Source organism: Pseudomonas sp. 5P_5.1_Bac1, assembly GCF_025466015.1.
Lineage (GTDB): Bacteria > Pseudomonadota > Gammaproteobacteria > Pseudomonadales > Pseudomonadaceae > Aquipseudomonas.
Genome location: NZ_JANLNX010000040.1, coordinates 120,935 through 141,999 on the forward strand (window position 1 = coordinate 120,935; position 21,065 = coordinate 141,999).

Below are 21,065 nucleotides of genomic sequence, written 5' to 3' on the forward strand. Positions count from 1 at the left end.
ACCCTAGGGGTTTTCCCCTCGTACCCCTTCTGAATCGTCCAAGTCGTCAACTTCTTTAATTGTCTGGAGCTGTAGATGAGCAATCCAATGCCGTTGTCCCTGGGCTTTGCCGGTATCGGTCTGATGGGCCTGCCCATGTGCCGACGCCTGTTGGCTGCGGGTTTTTCGCTGACTGTGTGGAACCGCTCGCCGGATAAATGCGCACCGTTGGTGGCCGCCGGAGCCCGGCAAGTGGCGACGCCGGCCGAGCTGTGCGAGGCGGCGGATGTGGTGATGCTGTGCCTGGCGGACACTTCGGTGGTGCATGACGTGGTGTTCGGTGCCGAGGGCATCGCCAGCACGGCGAAGGCCGGACAGTTGCTGGTGGACTTCTCCAGCCTGGAACCGACCGCCACCCGCGAAATGGCCGCGCGGCTAAAGGCCGCCAGCGGCATGAGCTGGCTGGATACGCCGGTATCCGGCGGCACCCCGGGCGCTGAGGCCGGCACTTTGGCGATCATGGTTGGCGGTGAGGCGGACGACCTGGCACGGGTGCGCCCGGCCTTGCTGTCACTGGGTCAGCGGGTGACGCATATGGGTGGGATAGGGGCGGGGCAAGTGACCAAGGCCTGCAACCAGATGATCGTGGCCTGCAACGCGCTGGTGATTGCTGAAGTGGTGGCCCTGGCCGAGCAGTCCGGGGTCGATGCGAGCCTGATCGCCGAAGCCCTGGCCGGTGGTTTCGCCGATTCGAAACCCTTGCAGATCCTCGCGCCGCAAATGGCCGAAAGCCGTTTCGAACCGGTGAAATGGCATGTACGGACCTTGCTCAAGGATCTCGATACCGCCGTCAAATTCTCCCGTGAGCAGGGCTCGGCGACCCCGGTCAGCGGACTGGCCGCGCAGTTGATGCGCCTGCATGGCGCTCAGGGCTATCTGGAAAAAGATCCCGCGACGCTGATTGATCTGTATCGCAGCAAGCCATAAGCCGTTCTTCGCGATGGTTGAGCTCGTTGAGCACATCGCGCAGCGCTTCCAGCGGCACCGGTCGGCTGAGCAGGTAACCCTGAATGGCATCGCACTCCAGTTGCCGGAGGAACTCGTACTGTTCCTCGGTCTCCACACCCTCGGTGATCACCTTCAGGTGCAGGGTGTGGGCCATGACCATGATCGCCTGGACGATGTCCTTGTCCGCCCGTGAGCGCGGCACGTCCTGGATGAACGAGCGGTCGATCTTCAGCGTGTCCAGCGGCAGGCGCTTGAGATAGGCCAGCGATGAATAGCCGGTGCCGAAGTCATCGATAGACAGCGACACGCCCTGCTCGCGGATGCGCCGCAGCAGGGCGATGGTGCTGTGGATATTGGCCATCAAGGCGTTTTCCGTCACTTCCAGCTCCAGGCGCCAGGCCGGCAGACCGGCACCGAGCAGGGCTTCTTCGACTTCATTGGCCAACTCATCGCGGCCCAGGGTCAAGGCGGAGCAGTTGACCGTCACTTTCAGATCACCGAAGCCGTGCTGGCTCAGCTCGGCGAGGTCCAGGCATGCCCGGCGCATCACCCACAGGTCCAGGTCGGCGATCAAGCCATTGGTTTCGGCGATGCCGATGAAACGGTCGGGGCTGAGCAGGCCATGTTGCGGATGCTGCCAGCGAATCAGCGCTTCGAGCTTGGTCACCCGGCCACTGGCCAGTTCGTAGATCGGCTGGTAGTGAATGCGCAGGCCGCGCTCTTCCAGCAGGGCGATGCGCAGTTCTTCCTCCAGTTGCAGCTCCAGGGTGGCGCGGGTCTTGAGGTTGTCGCTAAAGAAGTTGAGCTTGTTGCGCCCGCTGCCTTTGGATTGATAGAGCGCGAGGTCGGCGTGCTTGAGCAACTCGTCGCAACTGCCGCCGTCGTCCGGGAACAGGCTGATGCCGATGCTGGTGGTCATGACCATGCGCCGCCCGGCCAGGTCGATCGGCTCGCGGACTTTCTGCAGGATGCGCTGGGCAAGGCCGCGGGCCTCATCCGGGCTTTTCAGGTTGAAGAGGATGCAGAATTCGTCGCCGCCGAGCCGCGCCACCACGTCCTGGTTACGGGTCGCGGCCTTGATCAGGTTGGCGATGGCCTTGAGCAACTGGTCGCCGGCGTCGTGGCCGAGGCTGTCGTTGATGCGTTTGAAATGGTCGATGTCGAGGAACATCACCCCGAGCATGCCGCCGAGCTGGCTCTGCTCGGCCAGGCGCTCGGCGAAAATCTGGTTGAAGCCGCGGCGGTTGATCAGGTTGGTCAGGGCGTCGTAGTGCGCGGCCTGTTGCAGCGAAACCCTGGCCTGGTCGAGCTGGCTCAGCAGGGTGTTGACCCGCTGCAGGTCCTGCTCCTTGCTTTGCAGCTTCTTGTCCGACAGCGCCGCACTGATGCAACTGCCGCTGATCAGCAGGGTGATCACGGCGATGGTCAGGCTCAGTTGCAGGCTGTTGTCGCTCAGGGCCATCTGCGTGCTGGTGCCGTCGGGCAGGGTCAGGCTCAGGGCGCACATGCCGGTGTAATGGGTGGCGATGATGCCCCCGGCCATGACCACGGCGGCGCTGTACTTGAACAGTTGCGGGCGGGAGCTGTTGCCGCCACGCAGGTAGCGGGCCATCAATAGCGGCAGAAGCGCGGCGATCAGGGCGACGATCACCGACACCAGCACCAGTGCGGGGTTGTAGTGCTGCAAGGCGTTGGAGCGCATGGCGGCCATGCCGGTGTAGTGCATGATCGCCACCCCGGCTGCGACGCACAGCGCGGCGAGGCAGTAATGGCGGGTGCGTGGCTGGGGCTGGCCGAGGATGTTCATGGCGCAGAGGGCGGCGGACAGCATGATCAGCAGCGACACGCCGGTCAGGAACATGTCGTAGTGGACTTCCAGCGTCGTTTCGAAAGCCAGCATACCGATGTAGTGCATGGCCCAGACGCTGCAGGCCAGGCAGCAGGCGCCCAGTATCTTCCAGCGTCGTCGGGCTGCAGCGTGTTCGCTGTCGCCGATGCGTTCGATGATATCGAGGGTGGCGAAGCTGCCCGCGCACATCACCAGATAGGCGAGCAGGATCAGGTAGGGGTTATGGCGTACAGCCAGAGCAAAATGGCCCGCCGGATGATCGGCAAGCAGCATGTGCAGCCATTCCATAGCGTGCCTCCCAGTTCAGCCGAGTTCGCACTCGTCCCCACACCGCCTGGAGACTCTTTTCTTTTGCTGAGTATAGAAAGACCGCGCTGAGGCATCGGGATTAATGGCAGATTGATTTCAATGAATTGGCAATCACTTCCATAGCCAACGGTTCTAACGGCGCAAATGGTTACAATTACCCGTCATCAAGCGAATGGATGATGGCAGACAGCCTTGAGATTGCCTTCTAGATTTTGTCCGGCGTACTGGCGCGCACTGACAAAAACAAGAGGGATCTGACCGATGCATACCCCCACCCAAGCGGCCAATGCCTGGCGCATTCTGTTCCTGTTGTTCCTGGCGAACCTGTTCAACTTTTTCGACCGCACCATTCCCGCCATCGTCATCGAGCCGATCCGCCTGGAATGGCACCTCAGCGACTTGCAGATCGGCTTGATCGGCACCGCATTCACCTTGGTGTACGCCATCGCCGGCCTACCGTTGGGACGCCTGGCCGATACCGGTTCACGCAGCAAAGTGATGGGCTGGGGCCTGGCGGTCTGGAGCGGACTGACTGCAGTGAACGGAATGGTTGGCAGTTTCTGGACGTTCCTGCTGGTGCGCATGGGCGTTGGTGTGGGCGAGGCCAGCTATGCGCCCGCAGCCAACTCGCTGATCGGTGACCTGTTTCCCGCCGAGCGCCGCTCCCGGGCCATGGGTATCTTCATGCTCGGGCTGCCGCTGGGCCTGTTGCTGGCTTTCTTCACCATCGGGGCGATGGTCCAGGCCTTTGGTAGCTGGCGCGCGCCGTTCTTCATTGCTGCGGTGCCCGGGGTGATCCTGGCGCTGTTCATGTTCATGATTCGCGAACCGGCGCGGGGCGCGGCGGAAGCCGTTGCCTCGTCCCAGACGCCGCTGGACCGCCCGCTGCGCCGGGTCTTGAGCATTCCCACCTTCGGCTGGCTGGTGTTGGCCGGGCTGAGCTACAACTTTGCCACTTACGCCTGCAACTCGTTCATGGTGCCGATGTTGCAGCGCTACTTCCTGCTGTCGTTGCAGCAGGCGGCGGTGGCGACCGGGGTGATCGTTGGTGTGACCGGGCTGTTTGGCCTGACCCTCGGCGGCTGGGTTGCCGACAAGATCCACCAGCGCATGCCCGCCGGACGCTTGCTGTTCGGCGCGTTCAGCATGCTGGTGGCCACGCTGGGAACGGGCTGGGCGCTGTATGCCGGGCGGGTGGAGATCGGCGTATTCGTCGCGATGTTCGGCGTGGGTTGGCTGTTTGCCTACAACTTCTACACCTGCGTCTACACCGCGATTCAGGACGTGGTCCAGCCGCGTTTGCGGGCGACGGCCATGGCGTTGTTCTTCGCCGGGCTGTACCTGCTGGGTGGTGGCTTGGGCCCGGTGGTGGTGGGATCGCTGTCGGATCACTACGCCAAGGTGGCGATGCTGGAGGCGGGGGCGCTGGAAATGAGCGAGGCGTTCAAGGCCGTGGGCCTGCATGACGCCATGGGGCTGATTCCGGTGGCCTTGCTGTTTACGTTGGTGTTTCTGCTGTTTGCGGCGCGGAGTTTCAGTCGCGATGCGCAGAAGATGAAGGCGGGGATGCTTGAGGAAGCTGAAGGGCAGGGCGGCAAGGCCGCCGAAGCGGTGTGATATTGGGGCCGCATTGCGGCCCCAATGGTTTCAGCCGGCGACGAGAACCCGAATCGCCTCAAGCCGCAGCGCTGCCTTGTCCAGCATCGCCAGGCCATCTTCCCGCTGCTTGCGCAGCGCGTCGATTTCGCTGTCGCGCACGGTCGGGTTGACCGCTTGCAGCGCGGTCAGGCGTGCCAGCTCTTCCTCGGTTTCCGCAGCCAGGCGGCGTTGCGCTTCGGCTACGCGCTCGTTGTGGCGCGGCTGGATCTTGGTTTCGCCGGCGTTGATCCGTGGCGTCAGCACATCGCGCTGGGCCTGGATGAACTTGTTGGCGCTGGCCTTAGGCACGCTTTCGAGCTGGTCGTTGAGGGTTTCGAACGACACCCGCGAAGCCAGGTCGTTGCCGTTGGCATCGAGCAGGCAGCGCAGCGCCGCCGGCGGCAGGTAACGGCCCAGTTGCAGCGCGCGCGGGGCAACCACTTCGCTGACATAGAGCAGTTCCAGCAGCACGGTGCCGGGTTTGAGCGCCTTGTTCTTGATCAGCGCGACGGCGGTGTTGCCCATCGAGCCGCTCAGGACCAGGTCCATGCCGCCTTGCACCATCGGGTGTTCCCAGGTGATGAACTGCATGTCCTCGCGGGACAGCGCCTGGTCACGGTCGTAGGTGATGGTCACGCCTTCGTCGTCGCCCAGCGGGAAGCTGGCGTCGAGCATTTTTTCGCTCGGTTTGAGGATCAGGGCGTTTTCCGAATGGTCCTCGCTGTCGATGCCGAAGGCGTCGAACAGGGTTTCCATGTAGATCGGCAGGGTGAACTGGTCGTCCTGTTCGAGGATCGCCTCCACTAGGTCCTGGCCTTCGCCGGCACCGCCGGAATTCAGTTCCAGCAGGCGGTCGCGGCCGCTGTGCAGTTCCGTTTCCAGGCGCTCGCGTTCGGCGCGGGCTTCGTCGATCAGTGCTTTCCACTGGTCGTCGTCGCTGTCTTCCAGCAGCGGCAGCAGGCGCGGGCCGAACTGATGCTGCAGGGCGTTGCCGGTCGGGCAGGTGGCGAGGAAGGCGTTCAGTGCCTGGTCGTACCACTGGAACAGGCGTTCCTGCGGGCTGTTCTGCAGGTGCGGAACATGCAGCTCGATGGTGTGTTTCTGGCCGATCCGGTCCAGACGACCGATGCGCTGCTCCAGCAGGTCCGGGTGGGCCGGCAGGTCGAACAGCACCAGGTGATGGGAGAACTGGAAGTTGCGGCCTTCGCTGCCGATTTCCGAACAGATCAGCACCTGGGCGCCGAACTCTTCGTCGGCGAAGTAGGCCGCGGCACGGTCGCGCTCGAGGATGCTCATGCCTTCGTGGAACACCGTGGCCGGGATGCCGGAGCGCACGCGCAGGGCGTCTTCCAGGTCCATGGCGGTTTCGGCGTGGGCGCAGATGACCAGCACCTTGACCCGCTTGAGCATCTTCAGGGTGTCGATCAGCCAGTCGACCCGCGGGTCGAAACGCCACCAACGGTTTTCTTCATCGCTGTCGCCCTGGGCCTGGAAGCTGACTTCCGGGTAGAGGTCGGCGTGCTCGCCAACCGGCAGCTCCATGTACTGATCGGGGCACGGCAGCGGATAGGCGTGCAACTGGCGCTGCGGGAAACCCTGGACGGCGGCGCGGGTGTTGCGGAACAGCACGCGGCCGGTGCCATGGCGGTCGAGCAACTCGCGGATCAGACGAGCGCTGGCCTCGGTGTCGCCATCGTTGACGGCTGCCAGCAGGGCTTCGCCTTCGGCACCTAGGAAACCCTGGATGGTGGCGTGGGCCTTGGGCGACAGGCGGCCTTCGTCGAGCAGCTCCTGTACCGCCTCGGCGACCGGGCGATAGTGCTCGCTCTCGGCGCGGAACGCGGCCAGGTCGTGGAAACGGTTCGGATCGAGCAGGCGCAGGCGCGCGAAGTGGCTGTCCTGACCGAGCTGTTCCGGGGTCGCGGTGAGCAGCAGCACGCCGGGGATGACCTCGGCCAGTTGCTCGACCAGCGCGTATTCCGGGCTGGCGTTTTCTTCGTGCCAGACCAGGTGGTGCGCTTCGTCGACCACCAGCAGGTCCCAGCCGGCGGCGAACAGTGCGTCCTGGGCTTTCTCGTCCTCGACCAGCCATTCCAGCGCGACCAGCGCCAGTTGGGCGTCTTCGAACGGGTTGCTGGCGTCGCTTTCAATGAAGCGCTCGGCATCGAACAGCGCGACTTCCAGGTTGAAGCGTCGGCGCATTTCCACCAGCCACTGGTGCTGGAGGTTTTCCGGGACGAGGATCAGCACACGGTTGGCGCGGCCGGACAGCAGTTGGCGGTGGATCACCAGGCCGGCTTCGATGGTCTTGCCCAGGCCCACTTCGTCCGCCAGCAATACCCGCGGGGCGATACGGTCGGCCACTTCACGGGCAATGTGCAACTGGTGCGCGATCGGTTGGGCGCGCACGCCACCCAGGCCCCAGAGCGACGATTGCAACTGGCGGCTGGTGTGCTCGAGGGTGTTGTAGCGCAGGGAGAACCACGGCAGCGGGTCGATCTGCCCGGCGAACAGGCGGTCGCTGGCCAGGCGGAACTGGATGAAGTTCGACAGTTGGGTTTCCGGCAGGGTGCACGCCTCGTTCTGTGCGTTGAGGCCGTGATAGACCAGCAGCCCATCGATCACTTCGACTTCGCGGACGGTCAGTTTCCAACCTTCGAAGTGAGTGATCTGGTCGCCTGGAGAGAAACGCACCCGGGTCAGGGGGGCGTTGCGCAGTGAGTACTGGCGAGTGTCGCCAGTGGCCGGGTAGAGCACGGTCAACAAGCGACCATCCTGTGCGAGGACGGTACCCAGACCCAGCTCGGCTTCGCTGTCGCTGATCCAGCGTTGCCCCGGTTGATACTGCTGCACCATACTGCCTGACTCCCGCCATGAAAAAGCTGGCTATCTTAACGGATAGCGGCGTATTGACCAAAGGTTCTGGCCCTCGAGCGGGTGACCGGGCGTCGGTATCCGCGCCGTGATGCCGCTCACAGTTGCCGGCACTCTGTCCTCAAGCCGTGGTCAAACGTGCCGACACAGGGGCAACAGGAGACCCTTCACCATGCTGCCACCGATGATTCCGCTGAGCGCCGTGCCCGTCACGTCGCAACTGGACCCGGTCAAACCGACCCCGGACATCAAGCCCGTGGTGCCCACCCAGCCCGCCTCAAGCGACGGGACGATCGACCTCAAGCATCGCGATCCCGAGCAGGCTGCCGTGCTCTTGCGTGAAGAACAGCGCAGGCGTCAGGGCCAGGGTCAGCAGGCCTCCCATGAACAGGATGACGACCCTTATCACCCGCTGCCCGGCGACGAACTCAACGCCGACAACACCGTGCCGGTGGCCCCGCTGATGGGCGGTGAAGGCCGTCAAGGGCTGCTGGTGGATATCGAAGTCTGACCGCCGGGCTGTTCAGCACCGGCATCAGCCTTCATCATGGAGCCTTCGCTGCCTCAGAGCCTGACCATGAGCCAAGACGACAACCTGATTGATTTCGGCGCCGAGCGCGCCCGTCGTGTCCACGACCTTAAAGAGAAACGCCTGAACGAGGTGCGCAACGCCTTCGAGCAGGCCATGCCTCTGGGCGCCGCCAAGAAAGGCAAGAAAAAGCCCAAGGGCAAACCCGCCAAGCGCTGAAAATCTTGATGCAGGTCAAGCCTGCTCCCGCCTCCGGCGCCCGCTCAGGGCGCTATTGACCTCGATCAATTTTCCCTCCCGGCACATTCGCTACTGTTCACTCATCGGACAGGCACTGGCAAATGGAGGCCGACATGTTCTTCGATAATGTGGTTGTCGCAGGGGTAGTCACAGTCGGACTGATGTTTGTCTTCTTCGCCGGCTTCGGACTTTTCATCTGGAAGGACTCGCAGAAGCGCAAAGATCGCTGATTCCTTCCCGATACAACGAGCACGCAAGGCATTTAGGGCGACTTCGGTCGCCCCTTTTTTTGTCTGCGATTTTTGCAGGACGCGGCGGGTAAGCAGGCAACATCGAAAAAGGCACTGGACTCTGATAGTTAGCTAGCTAATAATTTGTTTCAGGTCGTTTCCTGTTACCTCTGTCTATCGTTAACCCCACCGTCCTCAGGTTCGCTCCGTGCCGATCACCCTGCAGGCGCTTTTCGCGCCCAACACCCTTGCTGTGCAATTCGCCATCAAGACCCTGCTGGGTGGCGGGCTGGCGCTGTGGCTGGCGTTGCGCTGGGGACTGGAGCAGCCGGCTTGGGCCTTGATGACCGCGTTCATCGTTGCCCAGCCGTTGTCCGGCATGGTCTTGCAGAAGGGTTTGGCGCGCCTGGTCGGGACGCTGGTCGGGACGGTGATGTCGGTGGTGTTCATCGCCGTGTTCGCCCAGACACCCTGGTTGTTCCTGATCTGCCTGGCGTTGTGGCTGGGCCTGTGTACAGCGTGCTCGACCCTGCTGCGCAGCGCCTGGGCCTACGCCTTCGTGCTGGCCGGATACACCGTGGCGATCATTGCCCTGCCCGCAGTCAATCACCCGTTGCTGATCTTCGATCAGGCGGTGGCGCGTTGCACCGAAATCAGCCTCGGCATCATCTGCGCCACGTTGAGCAGCGCCTTGCTTTGGCCGATGCGGGTCGAGCAGCAATTGGCCGTGCAGGCGCGCCAGGCCTGGCAAAGCGGATTGCACGCGGCCAGCGCGACGCTTGCCGGCGACGAGGAAGGGCGCAAGAGCCTGGTGGAAATCCTCGGGCGTATCGTCGCCGTCGATTCGCAGCGCGAACATGCCTGGTTCGAAGGCCGCCTGGGCCGCGAGCGCGCCCGGGCCATTCGCGGGTTGAGCCAGAAGCTGTTGATCCTGCTGCGCATCGCCCGGTCGGTACGCCGGCAGTGGCGACAACTGGACGAGCGCGAGGCGGAGCACTTGCGGCCCTGGCTCGACGAGGTGCGCGCGGCCCTGGCGACACCTGACGCGGAATCACTGATGGCACTGCGGCAGCGGGTCTGGCAGGCCTCGCAGGACCTGCGTGACAGCGCCGCCGAACACTATTGCCTGGCGCGCCTGACCCTGCTCCTTGATAACGCCGCCGCCGCGACTCACGCGCTGCATGCGGTGGAGGAGGGCAAGGCGCCGGCGGACCTGCCGGACAGCCTTGCCGTGCACCGCGATTTCCCGTTGGGCCTGTTGTTCGGTTCGCGCAGCGCCCTGGCATTCCTGGCCATGGCCAGTTTCTGGCTGGCCACCGCCTGGGCCGCGGCGCCGGGCGGGCTGGTGTTGACTTGCGTGGTCTGCAGCCTGTTCGCCAGCCGCGAAAACGGCGCGCAAATCGGCATGAGTTTTCTGCGCGGCATTCTGCTGGCGCTGCCGGTGGCCTTCTTCGTCGGGCAGATCCTGCTGCCGCAGTGGAGCAGCTTCGCCATGCTCTGCCTGGGGATGGGCGTTCCGCTGTTCTTCGGCGCGCTGGGCATGGCCAACCCGCGAATCGGTGCCACGGCCACCTCGTACTGCCTGCATTTCATCGTGCTGGTGTCGCCCCTGAACACCATGAGCTTCAGTGTCGAGGCCTTCCTCAACAATGCCCAGGCGATGATGATCGGCGTCGGCGCGGCGGTGCTGGCGTTCAAGCTGCTGGTGCTGCGCAATCCCGCCTGGCACGGCCGGCGGTTGCGCGCTGCCACCCAGAGCGATCTGGTGCGCCTGACCCGACGCGAACTGCGCGGTGCGGAAACCTGGTTTGGCGGACGCATGGCCGACCGCCTGCTGCAATTGGCGCGGCACTTCGCGGCACTGCCCGAGCAGGAGCGCGGACGTTGGGATGACGGATTGCACGGCCTGGACATGGGCGACGAACTGTTGCACCTGCGCATGTGCCTGGCGGTAGCCCGGGCGCCGGTGGAGTCGGCCCAGCGCGAGTACCTGCAACAACTGGAAGCGGTGCTGGCGCAAGGTCCGGGCCCCGGTCGCGAGCATCGCCTGGATGGGCCGAGCGCCAATTTTATCGCCGCGCTGCAGGACCAACCGAGCAGCGACGCCCTGCGCCTGGCAGTGGGCGCCGTTCTGCAACTGCAAAAGAGCTGGGGCCGCTGGTGCCGCCGGCTGGAGGAAATCCATGGGCTTGCGTGAATGGGCGCTGGGCGGAGTCTTGCTCAGTCCGTTTCTGATCTACGTATTGCTGGCGCTGTTGCTCACCGGCGCGGTGCGCCTGCTCCTGCGCCTGACCCCGCTGGGGCGCTGGATCTGGCATGAAGCGCTGTTCGATTGCGCCTTGTTCGTTTGCATCCTGACCCTGGTAACGCTGTACCTGGGAACTGTCTGAGGAGTTTGTCCATGCGTACCACCGTGCGTATCGCCCTGACCCTGTGCCTGGTGGCTGTGGCCGTGTTCGCCGGCACCCACTTGTGGCAGTACTACATGCTCACCCCCTGGACCCGCGACGCGAAGATTCGCGCCGATGTGGTGATCGTCGCCCCGGACGTTTCCGGCTGGGTGCGCGAACTGAAGGTGAAGGACAACCAGCAGGTAAAAGCCGGCGAGTTGCTGATGTCCATCGACAGCGACCGCTTCGAGGCGGCGCTGGACAAGGCCAACGCCGTGGCCGAAACCCGCCAGCAACAGTTGCGCCTGCGTGAGCACGAGGCTTCGCGCCGGGCCGCTTTGGGTCCGCAGGCAATCAGCGCCGAGCTGCGCGAGAACGCCCAGATCAACGCCGCCGTGGCCCGCGGCGAACTGCGTCAGGCCCAGGCCGACGCCAAAGTCGCGGCCATCAACCTGGCCCGCAGCAAGGTCCAGGCGCCCCGCGACGGGCACGTTACCAACCTGCGCCTGGCCGAAGGCAACTACGTCAACGCCGGGCAACCGGTGATGGCCCTGGTGGACGACTCGACGTTCTATGTGCAGGCCTATTTCGAGGAAACCAAGTTGCCGCGGATCAAGGTCGGCGCGCCGGTGAAGATCTGGCTGATGAGCGCCGGCGAACCGATGAAAGGCCATGTGCAGAGCATCAGCCGTGGCATCACCGACCGCAACGCCACCCCGGACAGCCAGTTGCTGGCTGAAGTCGAGCCGACCTTCAACTGGGTGCGCCTGGCTCAGCGCATTCCGGTGCGGATCAGCCTCGATGGGGTGCCGGAAGGGTTTGCCCTGAGCGCCGGCATGACCGCCAGCGTCCAGGTCGAGGAGCACTGATCAGGGCTGCTGGCGGGTGGCGGCGAGGACGATTTCGCGGATGCACACGTGCTGCGGCTGCTGGTAGGCCCAGAGGATGGAGCCGGCAACGTCCTCGGCACTGAGTACCTGGCCGCCCATGTCCTGCTGTTTCCAGTCTTCGTAGCCGCGCTTGATCGCCTCGTCGGTAGTGTGGCCGAGCAGCTCGGTTTCCACCGCGCCGGGGGCGATGGTCACCACCCGCACATTGTGCGGCGACAGTTCTTCACGCAGGTTCTCGGAAATCCCGTGCACGGCGAACTTGGTGCCGACGTAAGCGACATGGTTGGGGAAGGTCTTGCGTCCGGCCACCGAACTGACGTTGATCAGCGTGCCGTGGCGCCGCTGCACCATGCCGGCGGCGAGCAGGTGAATGCCGTTGAGCAGGCCCTTGACGTTGACGTCGAGCATGCGCTCCCACTGCGCCGGGTCCTGTTCGTGCATCTGCCCGAGCAGCATGACGCCGGCATTGTTGACCAGCGCATCGGCCGGGCCGTAGGCCGTCTCGGCCTCGTTCACCGCAGCGGCGAAGGCCTCGCGATCGAGGATATCGACGGCGCGGCAAAGGGTGTCGGGCAACGCCAGTGCCTGCATCCGTTCCAGGCGGCGGGCCAGCAGCAACAGCGGATGGCCGGCCTGCGAAAACAGCCGCGCGCACGCTTCGCCGATACCGGAGCTTGCACCGGTGATGATAATCAGGGGCTTGAGCATGATGACCTCCAAGGCATAATCAATTCGAATGGCTGAATTCTATTGAGCCCGGAAAGTCTTGAGAAACGGCTTATTCCGCTGGCTGGCATCGGAAATGACTATGGATATTCGACACCTGAAGGCGTTCATTGCGGTCTTCGAAGAACGCAACATCACCGCGGCCGCGCAGCGCCTGTGCGTGGCCCAGCCGTCACTGTCGGTGACCATCCGGCAATTGGAGGAGGAACTGGGCGTCGAGTTGTTCCTGCGTCAGGCCCGCGGCGTCGACGTCAGCGAACAGGCGCGGGTGCTGTATCCGCAGGCGCAGCGGATGGTGGCTGAGGCCGAGGCGCTGAGCGTGAGTTTTCGCGAGGGCCGCCAGCGATTGGTGCTGCAACTGGGGATCGAGGCGGATATCGCCGGCAGCCAGGTGGAGTCATTCCTGCGCATGGCCAGTACGGCGCTGCCGTCGTTGCAACTGACGCTGCTGGACGGCTGCGCCGGCGATGCGCGGCTCGGCGTCGAATCACTGTGCTGCGAAGATGAACTGTTCCTGCCGCTGTGGGATGAGCCGTTCGTGCTGGCGCTGCCGAGCAACGGCACGTCGCTGCGCTGGATCACCTGTCCGCAGCAGCCGTCGCACCAACGCCTGCTCGGCTTCTACGGCGATGCCGCGCAGGATAGCGCCGGCAGCGCCGCCAGCCTGCAACAGGCGGTGCAGATGGTGGCGGCGGGCCTGGGGCAGGCGCTGCTGCCGCAATCATTGGTTGAACATCATCCGGGCGTGCACTGGCGACCGTGCCAGGGCGCGGCGCTGAATCGCCGGGTCGGGCTGTGCTATGCCGCGCAGGCCCTGCAACTGCCGGTGCTGGCGCAGTTGCGGGTGGCATTGGGCGCCTCGGCGGATTAAAGGAACATCCCGCCCGAGACTTCCAGACGCTGGCCGGTGACCCAGCCGGCGCTGTCACTGGCCAGCAGCGCAATCGCGGCGCCGATATCGTCCGGCAGGCCGACCCGGCCCAGCGCGGTGTTGCTGGCGACAAAGGCGTTCACGTCCGAGTTGTCGCGCACCACGCCGCCGCCGAAGTCGGTCTCGATGGCCCCCGGCGCGAGGATGTTCACGCGGATGCCGCGCTGGCCAAGCTCCTTGGCCTGATAGCGGGTCAGCACTTCCATGGCGCCTTTCATCGCGGCATACGCGGCGTAACCGGGCAGGGCGAAGCGCGTCAGGCCGGTGGAAACGTTGATGATCCGGCCCTGATCGGCGATCAGTGGCAACAAACGCTGGGTGAGGAAGAACGGGCCCTTGAGCTGGATGTTCAGCAACTGGTCGAACTGCGCCTCGCTGGTTTCGGCGAAGGGCGAGTTGATGCCGATGCCGGCGTTGTTCACCAGCACATCAATGTGATCGCGGCCGAAGTCGCGTTTCAGTGTCTCGCTCAAGGCGCTGGCGAAGGCTTCGAAGCTGGCGCTGTTGCCCACGTCCAGTTGCAACATGGCGGCGCGGGCGCCGCTTTGTTCAAGCGTGGTTACCAGGGTTTGCGCTTCGCCGGCCTTGCTGTGGTAGGTGCCAATGATGTCGAAACCTTGCGCCGCGAGGTGCAGGGCGGCGTTCTTGCCGAGCCCACGGCTGGCGCCGGTGATGAGTGCGATTTTGCGGGACATGTTCTGTACCTCGGAAGGGGATGGTCGGGATGGGCAAAGTCTATTGGTCGCGTATTGGCTGATAAATCCGCTGGGTTCGGAAATACTGTTCGGGTCATTCGAACAATCAGGCGCTGCCCCATGCTCAAGCCGGAACTGCTGCGGACCTTCATCCGGGTCAATGAATTGGCCAGCTTCACCCTGGCCGCCGAGCAACTTGGCCTGCCGCGCTCGACCGTGTCCGAGCAGATCCGGGCGCTGGAAAGCCAGCTCGGTGCGCGTGTGTTCAACCGTTCTACGCGCCGTGTGCAGGCGACGCAGGACGGCCTGCTGCTCTACGAGCGTAGTAAAGAGCTGCTGTCGCGGATCGAGGAAATCGAGGGCCTGTTCCGCGCCGACCCCGCTGAGCTGAGTGGCTGCCTGCGGGTCGATCTGCCGACCCGGATGGCCCGGCGCATCATCCTGCCGCGACTGCCGCAATTCATGGCCGCGCATCCGGGATTGACGGTGGAGCTGAGTTGCACCGACCGCCAGGTCGACCTGCTGCGCGAGGGCTTCGACTGCGTGATGCGCATCGGTGCCTTGAGCGACCTGGCGGTGGTGGCGCGGCCATTGGGCCAGTTGACCATGGTCAATTGCGCCAGCCCGGCTTATCTCGCGCGTTTCGGCACGCCCACGTCGCTGGCGGAGTTGGAGACGCACCATCTGGTGCACTACGTGCAGGCCCTCGGTTCACGCAGCCCCGGCTTCGAGTATCAGGAGCAGGGCGCTACCCGCTTCGTGAACATGGGCGGGCCGATCACCGCCAACAACACTGATGCTTATGAAAGCGCCGGCCTCGCCGGGTTGGGCATTATCCAGGCGCCTTGGGTAGGGTTGCGCGACTACCTGGCGCGCGGGCAACTGGTGGCGCTGTTGCCCAATCATGTCCCGGCGGCCATGCCGGTTTCCCTGCTCTATGCCCGCCAGCGCTACCTGCCGCCGCGGGTACGGGTGTTCATGGACTGGCTGGCCGGGGTGCTGGCGTCTCAGCTCGATCCACCGGCAAGTACAGACTGAACAACGTTCCGGCCTCGGCGGACGAGCGCACTTCCATGTGCCCGCCATGGGCCAGGGCGATCTGCTTGGCGATATACAAGCCAAGCCCGAGGCCGACCTGCGGCGTTTCCGAAGGCAGTTGGGAAAACGGTTCGAAGAGTTGCGTCACCACCTCCGGCGCGATCGGCGGGCCGAAGTTGTGCACGCCGAGGATGAACAGGTTGTCTTCCATCTTCGCCGAGACGGTAATCGGGCTGTTCTCGTCGCCATACTGCACGGCGTTGGCGATCAGGTTGGAGAGCAGTTGGCAGATGCGTTCGCGGTCGCAATGGATGCTCGATAGATCGGCGATATTCAGTTGCATCTGGCGTTGCGGATGCACCCGGTGCAGCTCCGAGGCGACATGTTGCAGCGCCTCGCCCAGGTCCGGGCAGGGCAGGATGCTCAGCGGAATGCCATCGCCCAGCCGCCCACGGGCAAAGTCGAGAACATCGCGCACCAGTTGGGTGGCCCGGCGACCGGACGTGAGGATGTGTGCGGCAATGTTGCGCGAGCGTTCGTCGCTCAGGCGCTTGACCAGCAATTCGGCACCGGCGGTGATAGCGAACAGCGGGTTGCGCAGGTCATGGCCGAGTACCGCGATGAACTTCTCACGAAGCACGGCGATTTCTCGTTCCTTCTCCAGGGCGATTTCCGTGCGCTGGGCGCTTTCCTCGCTTTCGATCTGGATCGTCAGCAGCCGGGCGAAGGCTTCCATCATCGGCTGGATGGCGCTGCCTTTCAGCGATTGCGGCTGTGGATCGAAGGCGCAGATGGTGCCGAAAAAACTACCGTCGCTGCGAAACACCGGCACGGCGATATAGCTTTCAAAGCCATAGGTGCGCGGGGCGGGGTGGTCGAGGTAAGTGGCATCCTCGCTGGCCTTGTCGATGACGATGGTCCGATGGGTGCGGCGGATTTCACCGCACAGGGTGCTACGGGCATCCAGTTCGTCGCCGATCTTTATGCCGAACCCCAGGGTGTCGAGAACGGCGAGGGCGGTCCAGCGGGTTTCCGTCACCCGGGCCACGGCGGCAAAGCGCAGGCCAGTGGTTTCGCTGATGACCTGGAGAATGGCTGGCACTACTTGAATACGGCTGATGGTAGCGCTGTCTGGAAATATTGAAGTCTTCATGGAACATCGGCTGCAGAAAATCGAGTGTCGGCTGCAAGTGTAGCGAGCATCCGTGATGAGATAGAAAATTCGGAGCAAGCGGTAGGCAAATTCCATTACTCTTGTCCGACCCGAGCATTCCCGTCAGAGGAATGTCCATCTACTTGCGTGCCAACTCTTTTTGACCTGCATCCTTTTGGGTGTTTTCAGCGAGGTTTGACATGCACATCACGTCCCAGGACATCTGCTCCGCCGCCGACCAGCTCAAGGGCTTCGTCGGTTTCCACCGCAAACTCGGCAAGCACATCGTGCGTTTCAGCGAAGACTCGTTCGGTATGGATGTGGCCGATGACAGCATCACGCCCAGCAGCGAATTCGTCTGGCAGGGCAGCGATGGCGAGGCCATGACCCTCAGTCGTGAACTGATCGATGTGCTGCTGGCACAGAACGTCGATGATCGGCTCAACGTCAGCGAGCCACTGCGGGTTTACCAGCGGCGCCGTGACCTGCCGGAAATCATGGCGCAGCGGCGTCGAGTAGGCTGAGCGCGCCGGGCGGGCGGTGCCGGTCTAACCGGCTTGCCCGCGTTCGCTTCCTTCTTCGCGATGGCGTTCGAGCAGTTGTTCGAATGCCGCGCGCTCTAGCGGGTGGCTTAAATAGAAGCCCTGGACCTCATGGCAGTTTTCCATGCTCAGCGCCTTGAGTTGCTGCTCGGTTTCCACGCCTTCGGCGGTGACGGTCAGGCCCAGGGCCTTGCCGAGGTTGATGATCGCCTGGACCACCGCGCGGTCATTGCTGTCGCTGCTGAGCCCGGCGACGAAGCGCTTGTCGATCTTGATGCTGTCGAAGGGGTACGTGCGCAGGTAGCCCAGCGATGAGTAGCCGGTTCCGAAGTCGTCCATGTTCAGGCGCACGCCGAGTTCCTTCAGCGCATTCATGGTGCCGAGCGCACCTTCTATATCGTTGAGCATGACGTTCTCGGTGATCTCCAGTTCCAGGCGCTGGGCCGGGAAGCCGGTTTCCATGAGGATCTGCCGGACATCGGCAACCACATCGCTGCGGGAGAACTGCGCCGGCGACAGGTTTACCGACACCAGTAACGCCCCCGGCCAGCCGCGGGCGATCTCGCACGCGCTGCGCAACACCCACAGGCCCAGCGGGACGATCAGGTCGGTCTGTTCCGCGAGCGGGATGAACGTGTCCGGGCCGAGCAGCCCTTCGACCGGATGCTGCCAGCGCACCAGGGTTTCGACCGAGACGATTTCCAGGGTCTGCAGGCGATAGCGCGGCTGGAAGTGCAGGACGAATTCGTGGTTCTTCACGGCGCGGCGCAAATCGTTCTCCAGTTGCCGGCGGTACTGGATCTGCTGGTTCATCTCCGCCGAGAAGTAACGCCAGGTGTTCTTGCCCTGGGCCTTGGCCTGATACAGGGCGATATCGGCGCAGCGGATCAGTTCGCCGGCATCGGTGCCTTGCAGGCGGGTTTGGGCGATGCCGAGGCTGGCGCCGATATGGAGGCTGTGGTCTTCATAAAGGATGGGCTGGTGCAGGTTTTCGATCAGGCGGGCGCAGAAACGGTCGATCTCGTTGCGGTTGTCCAGCTTGGCGATCACCAGCACGAACTCGTCGCCACCGAGCCGGGCCACCAGGTCGCCGTCCCGGGTCGAGTCGCGCAGCCGCGCCGCCACCTCCAGTAACACCGCGTCGCCGGCAGCATGGCCGAGGGAATCGTTGATCGGCTTGAAGCTGTCCAGGTCCAGCAGGATCAGGGTCAACGGCGGTGCATCCGGGCCCTTGAGCAGCGCTTGCTCAAGAAAACGCGAGAGCTTGTTGCGATTGGCCAGGCCGGTCAGGGCGTCGTGCATCGACAGGTGCTGGATGCGCGCATGGGCCGCCACTTCGTCGGTGATGTCGCTGGCGGTGCCGCGAAAGCCGGCGGGCTGGCCCTTCAGGTAGATCGGCCGCGCCGAAACCCGGCAGAAACGCAGCAGGTTGTGCTGGTCGCGATAGGCGCAGCGCAGGTGCGATGCCTGCTGGCCGGGAGGTTCATCAAGGTTGTCGAGCCAGGCGCCCAGCGGTGTGGTTTCGCAGGTGAGCAGCAGGTGCAGCGGCTGGCCCAGCCAGTCTTCGGTGCGGTAGCCGGTGACATCGACGAAACGTTGCGACAGGTAGGTCAGGCGGTGATGGCTGTCGACTTCCCAGATCCAGTCCGACGCAGCCTCGGCCACGGCGCGAAAGCGCTGTTCGCTGGACTCCAGGGCTTGATTGCTGGCTTGCAGGGCATTCAGGTTGCTGTCGATTTCTCGTGAAGCGCGCAGTGCGTAACGAAAGAAGTAGGCCATCAAAAGGCTCAGCATGATGATCGCACCCAGCAGTGGCGGTAGTACCGCCCAGAGCAAGTGGTCGCCGGGACGCGGCGGGCTCCATTGCAGGCTGTAGCCGATATTGTCCAGTGGCAGGTGCGCGAGGCCGGTAGATTCGTCGCTCGCCTTGACGATGTGCATGGTATCCAGGCCGACATCGCTGGCGAGCTTGTCGAGCTTGGGTTGGGTCAACTGGTCGACGAAGAGCAGAACCGGGGCGGTTTGCGGATCAATGCTCAGCACCTCGTCGTCCGGGCGAATCGCCGCGGCGCTGAGTACCGCCGGCCAGCCGTTGAACAAGACGTAGCGGCTCAATTGGCGACGGCTCGCGGCAAGGCCCCGGGCTTCGGTGATAACGGCTTCCAGCGGGGTATCGAGATAAACGCTGATCGGGGAGTTGCTGAGCTGGCCCTTGAACAACGCGTACTTGGTGCGCTGCTCATCAATGACGAACACACCTTCATAACCGCTGGCGGTGTAGAGGGATTCGCCGATGTTCTTCTCTATATAAGCCCAGCGTGTGTCCGGGTCGCTTTTGAAGTGCTGGTAGGCGGCATCCCACACGGCGTAGCTGGAGAGAAACTGGCGAGAGGCGTCGAGTCGCTGGTGCAGGGCCCGGTCGGTGTGAAAGATGCTTCGCCGGCTTTCGCTCTGGTTCAACTGATGGGCGATGTTGAACAGGGCGCCCAGAGCAATCAGGCAGGCCAGCGAAAACAGCAGGACGGCGCCGGTGATCAGTTTTCGCGTTTGCAACCTGGGCTGAGCCCAGCGTTGACGAGCGGTGGTGTTCCTTTCCATGGCGGTGCCAAATCCTGTGGGCGCGCTCCGCACGGGCTCGTGCGGCGCGGGCTGACTTCACTCAGGATAGGCGACTCTGGACGGCACGTTTTCCCCACCGACAAAATTGACCCGGTCGCGGCCACTGTTCTTGGCGGTGTAGAGCGCCTTGTCGGCCTCGTTGAGCCAGGCCACGGGGTCGTCGAAGTCGGTGCGGCAGATGGCCAGACCGATACTCAGGCTGATGCGCAGTTCCGGGAGGGCGGGGTCGCGGTAGCTGGCAACCCGTTCGCGCAGGCGCTCCATGATTCTTGCGGCCTGCTCCAGACTGGCGTCGGGCAGGATCACGCAGAACTCGTCGCCGCCGTAGCGTCCGGCCAGGTCATCCTCTCGCAGGCCGATTTTCAGCTCGGCGCTCAGATGGCGTAGCACTGCGTCGCCGACCACATGGCCGTAGGTGTCATTGATGGTCTTGAAGTGGTCGATGTCGATGATCGCGATCACTGCGCTGCTGAGTTGTTGCTGACAGGTCTGGAACTTGAGTTGCAGCAGGTCCTTCCATGAGCCGTGATTGAGCAGGCCGGTGAGGCTGTCGGTACGGCTCAGGGCGCTCAGGCTGCGTTTGTGCTCGGAGAGCTGGATCGCCAGGCGATAGCAGACCCAGCCGAGCGCCAGCGGATAAAGCGTGAGCATCGGCAGGCAGGCATAGACCTGCAGGTTGCTGCTGACCAGTTGCAGGCCCGGGCCGAATATGGCCATGGAGAGCAGCATGCCGGCGATCTGCGCGAGCAGCCCGCGGACGAACAGGCGCTGGCCGCCGGCGGCCACGTTGTTCATGGTCATCATGGACAGGATGGTGATGCTCGGCAGCGGATTGAAATGCATGCTGGCGGTCCAGAAGCCGCCCGTCATGGAGTCGATCAGCAGGTTGCGTTGTTCCGCCTGGTAGGGCGTGGGCGAGCGAAGGCCTATCTGATAGGCCAGGTGCGGCCAGAGCAGTCCATTGAAGAACATGACTGCCCATACCCATGGTGGTGGGTCCAGAGGCAGCATGCCGGCGTACACACCGAGCAGGCCGATACCCATGCCGATGGTGCGCGGTGCATAGATCCTCCTGACAAATGAAAGTCCCTTGCCTCGTTTATTGTCCGTCATGGTGTTCGTTTTTTCCGGGGGCGCCGTTTATCGCATAATTCGCCTGAATATTGTTGAACATTCACGCACCGCTCAAGAATGGCCTTGCGAGCCATTTAAAGGTTGCTGGCGGCAACCTGTTAATCCATACGAAAAATATGGGGTTGTTCTTCCTCTATATAAGGAAGGGTTTTCTAGCCGGAAAAGCACTTGTTGAACGGGGGCGTAAATTTCTGAAAATTCTCGAAATATTCTCTTGACGGGTTTTTGTAGTTCTGTAGAATGCGCCCCCACGAAGCGAGCAAACGCCGCAGAGTGAAGCGAGTCAAGTGT

19 protein-coding genes are annotated in these 21,065 nt (G+C 63.6%); 11 read left to right on the top strand and 8 right to left on the bottom strand.

Features of this window, described 5'->3' with window-relative positions; genetic code table 11:
• Nucleotides 1-75 precede the first annotated feature (75 nt).
• Nucleotides 76-966, top strand: coding sequence for an NAD(P)-dependent oxidoreductase (locus NTD82_RS08490; RefSeq protein ID WP_262128437.1), 891 nt, complete (start codon nt 76-78; stop codon nt 964-966).
• Here NTD82_RS08490 and NTD82_RS08495 read toward each other — a convergent pair.
• Complete coding sequence (locus NTD82_RS08495) at nt 866-3,124, bottom strand: EAL domain-containing protein (RefSeq protein ID WP_262128438.1); 2,259 nt, start codon at nt 3,122-3,124, stop codon at nt 866-868. The genes NTD82_RS08490 and NTD82_RS08495 overlap by 101 nt on opposite strands.
• A 282-nt stretch (nt 3,125-3,406) precedes the next feature.
• Between NTD82_RS08495 and NTD82_RS08500 the strand changes: the two genes are divergently transcribed.
• Nucleotides 3,407-4,762, top strand: coding sequence for a spinster family MFS transporter (locus NTD82_RS08500; RefSeq protein ID WP_262128439.1), 1,356 nt, complete (start codon nt 3,407-3,409; stop codon nt 4,760-4,762).
• 30 nt (nt 4,763-4,792) lie between these two features.
• Here NTD82_RS08500 and rapA read toward each other — a convergent pair whose 3' ends face one another.
• Nucleotides 4,793-7,639, bottom strand: a complete 2,847-nt coding sequence (gene rapA, locus NTD82_RS08505) for an RNA polymerase-associated protein RapA (RefSeq protein WP_262128440.1) — start codon at nt 7,637-7,639, stop codon at nt 4,793-4,795.
• 190 nt (nt 7,640-7,829) lie between these two features.
• Between rapA and NTD82_RS08510 the strand changes: the two genes are divergently transcribed.
• The 6 genes from NTD82_RS08510 to NTD82_RS08530 all read left to right on the top strand — a co-directional run bounded on the left by NTD82_RS08510 (nt 7,830) and on the right by NTD82_RS08530 (nt 11,915).
• Nucleotides 7,830-8,168 (top strand): aspartate-semialdehyde dehydrogenase, encoded by a 339-nt coding sequence (locus NTD82_RS08510; protein ID WP_262128441.1) that lies wholly within the window; start codon nt 7,830-7,832, stop codon nt 8,166-8,168.
• Between the two features lie 66 nt (nt 8,169-8,234).
• On the top strand, nt 8,235-8,405 hold the full coding sequence (locus NTD82_RS08515) for a hypothetical protein (protein ID WP_175652346.1): 171 nt from the start codon (nt 8,235-8,237) through the stop codon (nt 8,403-8,405).
• 134 nt (nt 8,406-8,539) lie between these two features.
• Nucleotides 8,540-8,656 (top strand): cytochrome c oxidase subunit CcoM, encoded by a 117-nt coding sequence (gene ccoM, locus NTD82_RS29125; RefSeq protein WP_042122864.1) that lies wholly within the window; start codon nt 8,540-8,542, stop codon nt 8,654-8,656.
• A 208-nt stretch (nt 8,657-8,864) separates the two neighbouring features.
• Entirely contained in the window at nt 8,865-10,853 is a 1,989-nt protein-coding gene (locus NTD82_RS08520; protein ID WP_262128442.1) for an FUSC family protein, read from the top strand.
• Nucleotides 10,840-11,046 (top strand): DUF1656 domain-containing protein, encoded by a 207-nt coding sequence (locus tag NTD82_RS08525; protein ID WP_095154955.1) that lies wholly within the window; start codon nt 10,840-10,842, stop codon nt 11,044-11,046. The genes NTD82_RS08520 and NTD82_RS08525 overlap by 14 nt, the downstream gene beginning before the upstream one ends.
• Nucleotides 11,047-11,057: 11 nt before the next feature.
• A complete protein-coding gene (locus NTD82_RS08530; RefSeq protein WP_262128443.1) occupies nt 11,058-11,915 on the top strand; it encodes an HlyD family secretion protein in 858 nt (285 codons plus the stop codon).
• Here the strand turns inward: NTD82_RS08530 and NTD82_RS08535 are convergent, their stop codons facing one another.
• Nucleotides 11,916-12,644, bottom strand: coding sequence for an SDR family oxidoreductase (locus NTD82_RS08535; RefSeq protein WP_262128444.1), 729 nt, complete (start codon nt 12,642-12,644; stop codon nt 11,916-11,918).
• A 100-nt stretch (nt 12,645-12,744) separates the two neighbouring features.
• On the opposite strand from NTD82_RS08535, the gene NTD82_RS08540 reads away from it, so the two are divergent.
• Complete coding sequence (locus tag NTD82_RS08540; RefSeq protein WP_262128445.1) at nt 12,745-13,533, top strand: LysR family transcriptional regulator; 789 nt, start codon at nt 12,745-12,747, stop codon at nt 13,531-13,533.
• On the opposite strand, the gene NTD82_RS08545 is transcribed toward NTD82_RS08540, so the two are convergent.
• Nucleotides 13,530-14,288 carry an SDR family NAD(P)-dependent oxidoreductase gene (locus NTD82_RS08545; protein WP_262128446.1) on the bottom strand — a complete coding sequence of 253 codons (759 nt, stop codon included), beginning with the start codon at nt 14,286-14,288 and terminating at the stop codon, nt 13,530-13,532. The genes NTD82_RS08540 and NTD82_RS08545 overlap by 4 nt on opposite strands.
• Before the next feature lie 120 nt (nt 14,289-14,408).
• Here NTD82_RS08545 and NTD82_RS08550 point away from each other — a divergent pair, with 120 nt between their 5' ends.
• Complete coding sequence (locus tag NTD82_RS08550) at nt 14,409-15,326, top strand: LysR family transcriptional regulator (protein ID WP_262128447.1); 918 nt, start codon at nt 14,409-14,411, stop codon at nt 15,324-15,326.
• Here the strand turns inward: NTD82_RS08550 and NTD82_RS08555 are convergent.
• Entirely contained in the window at nt 15,265-16,479 is a 1,215-nt protein-coding gene (locus NTD82_RS08555; RefSeq protein WP_262128448.1) for a GAF domain-containing sensor histidine kinase, read from the bottom strand. The genes NTD82_RS08550 and NTD82_RS08555 overlap by 62 nt on opposite strands.
• A gap of 200 nt (nt 16,480-16,679) precedes the next feature.
• Here NTD82_RS08555 and NTD82_RS08560 point away from each other — a divergent pair, with 200 nt between their 5' ends.
• Entirely contained in the window at nt 16,680-17,003 is a 324-nt protein-coding gene (locus NTD82_RS08560; RefSeq protein WP_262128449.1) for a DUF2025 family protein, read from the top strand.
• 24 nt (nt 17,004-17,027) lie between these two features.
• Here NTD82_RS08560 and NTD82_RS08565 read toward each other — a convergent pair whose 3' ends face one another.
• From NTD82_RS08565 to NTD82_RS08575, 3 genes are all read right to left on the bottom strand, one after another.
• Nucleotides 17,028-19,619: an EAL domain-containing protein gene (locus NTD82_RS08565; protein WP_262128450.1), complete on the bottom strand. Its 2,592-nt coding sequence runs from the start codon at nt 19,617-19,619 to the stop codon at nt 17,028-17,030.
• A 57-nt stretch (nt 19,620-19,676) separates the two neighbouring features.
• Nucleotides 19,677-20,753 (bottom strand): diguanylate cyclase, encoded by a 1,077-nt coding sequence (locus tag NTD82_RS08570; RefSeq protein ID WP_262128451.1) that lies wholly within the window; start codon nt 20,751-20,753, stop codon nt 19,677-19,679.
• A 72-nt stretch (nt 20,754-20,825) separates the two neighbouring features.
• Nucleotides 20,826-21,065: hypothetical protein (locus NTD82_RS08575; RefSeq protein ID WP_262128452.1), on the bottom strand; the 240-nt coding region annotated here is incomplete at its 5' end.